Origin of the sequence: Methylobacterium sp. 2A (assembly GCF_009806555.1) — a bacterium.
GTDB lineage: Bacteria > Pseudomonadota > Alphaproteobacteria > Rhizobiales > Beijerinckiaceae > Methylobacterium.
In genome coordinates this window covers 1-1,849 of record NZ_VUOK01000053.1, presented here as the reverse complement: position 1 = coordinate 1,849, position 1,849 = coordinate 1, and the positions used below count along the sequence as shown (strand labels likewise).

2 protein-coding genes are annotated in these 1,849 nt (G+C 67.0%); both read left to right on the top strand.

Annotation, left to right across the window (positions count from 1 at the left end; genetic code table 11):
• Window positions 1-153: 153 nt before the first annotated feature.
• Window positions 154-372, top strand: coding sequence for a hypothetical protein (locus tag FVE89_RS23505; RefSeq protein WP_160536692.1), 219 nt, complete (start codon window positions 154-156; stop codon window positions 370-372).
• A 928-nt stretch (window positions 373-1,300) separates the two neighbouring features.
• A partial coding sequence (locus FVE89_RS23500) for a sugar transferase (RefSeq protein ID WP_160536691.1) occupies window positions 1,301-1,849 on the top strand: 549 nt, incomplete at its 3' end.

Below are 1,849 nucleotides of genomic sequence, written 5' to 3'. Positions count from 1 at the left end.
GGCTGGCCCTGCTGGTCTGCGGGCAGCTCGGCTTCCTCCTCGGTGCCCTCATGCGGCCCATGCGCGGCGAAACGTGACATCGCGCCAAGCGTGATCCCCGCATTAACCACACGCCAAGGTCGCGTCCGCTCCCTCCGCTCTCCGGAGAGGTCATTGCGTCTCATCCCGCAAGTGGGGATTGAGGTCATGAATTCGTCTCAAAACGACCAGCTCGGCGTGCCGCGGGCCAGGCCGCCGCGCCATTCGAACCGGCGCGCGTTCGCGCGCTTCGGAACGCCCGCAATCCTGATCACCGTGCTGCTCGTTGTGGTGGCCTGGATGGGATTTCTCGGTTGGGTCCTGATCGGACTGGTCAGCCGGTTCATCGGCTAGAAGATGATGCTGGAAGGCGTCATCCGGCCTGGTCGGCGCCGTCCGGCACAGGCGCCGGAACGCCGGCCATCCCGTGACGTAAACGGCCGACACCGCGGTGGCCCCGGGCATGTCCGCAGCTCCTGCCAATCGTCGCGCGGTCCAAAGAGGGTTCCTTGACGGCTGGCGCGGGCGGGAGCCGCTCCCGGCGGTTCACCAGATTCGCTGCCACATCTGGCAGGCGTCATTCGCCCCGAGCCGAACCGGGGTGTGTAAAGCCGCTCGCGCCGTGAGGATGATTTCGGTGGGCTTCGAACGGCCCGATCACCACGACATCGTGGTCGGCGGAACGAATTGGGCGACGGGTGCGAATGCGCACGCAGGCCGGATATCGGGCCGCCCTCCTGTCGGACGTGCCTGCGACGCCGAGCCGGTCACTGGGCGGAACTGAACCGCCGCCTGGCGATCACTGCGAAGCGGTCTGCGCCGAGGGCGTGAACCGTCCTGCGCGTCCTGTCCCGCCGTCGGTTCGGTGCCTGCGAATCCTCCTGAATTCATTTTGCAACGGTTTCGGCCGTTCGGCCGTTTGTGCGGTGAATGCTGCTGCGCAAAAGCGATTGCGCCGCTTGCGCTCGACCGGCTGCAGCCGAGATCGGAGTATTCCGGATCTGGCGCGATGCGGTGCAGGCCGCGAGATGTCGCGTCCCGGTCGCCCTGCCTGCAGGTCGGGCAACAAGATGTATGAGTAGAAAATACCGGCGGGTATCCGCTTGGGGGCTCTGGCGCGTGCGTCTAAAGCCTAACCAATATCAACTGCGCCGCCGAAATCTTCTATTGTCTGTGAAAACGGCCGAAGAATCGGGTTGCCCAGCCGCCAATAACAGATTATGAGCATCGCGATAACCAATCATTAACGTTCGCCATTGGGCTCGCCAAAGGAGCTGAGACCATGCTGACTCGTGCTGAGCCTGCCGCCTCCGCCGATTTCGCTGCGGCGCACCGTCGGGCCGAGCAGACGGAGATCGTCGAGCCGGCCGCAGGCCACCTCGTCGGACCGGTCGGCGGGGCTGCCGAGGCCGTCACCAGCCTCGTCCTGCCCGAGACCCCCTTCGTCGCCCGCGGCCTGCGCCTCGATTGGGCGGCCAAGCGCGGCCTCGACGTCACCGTCGCCGTCACCGCCCTGTTCCTCCTGCTGCCGCTGCTCCTGCTCATCGCCCTGCTGGTCTGGGCCGGCGACGGTCACGCCCCGATCTTCCGCCACATGCGGCTCGGCCGCGACGGCCGCTCCTTCGGCTGCCTCAAGTTCCGCTCCATGGTCCCCGACGGCGAGGCGGTCCTCGCCGCCCACCTGGCCGCAGACCCGCAGGCCCGCGCCGAGTGGGATGCCACGCACAAGCTCAGCAACGATCCGCGCATCACCCCGATCGGGCAGGTGCTGCGCAAGACCTCGCTCGACGAGCTGCCCCAGCTCTGGAACGTCCTGCGCGGCGAGATGAGC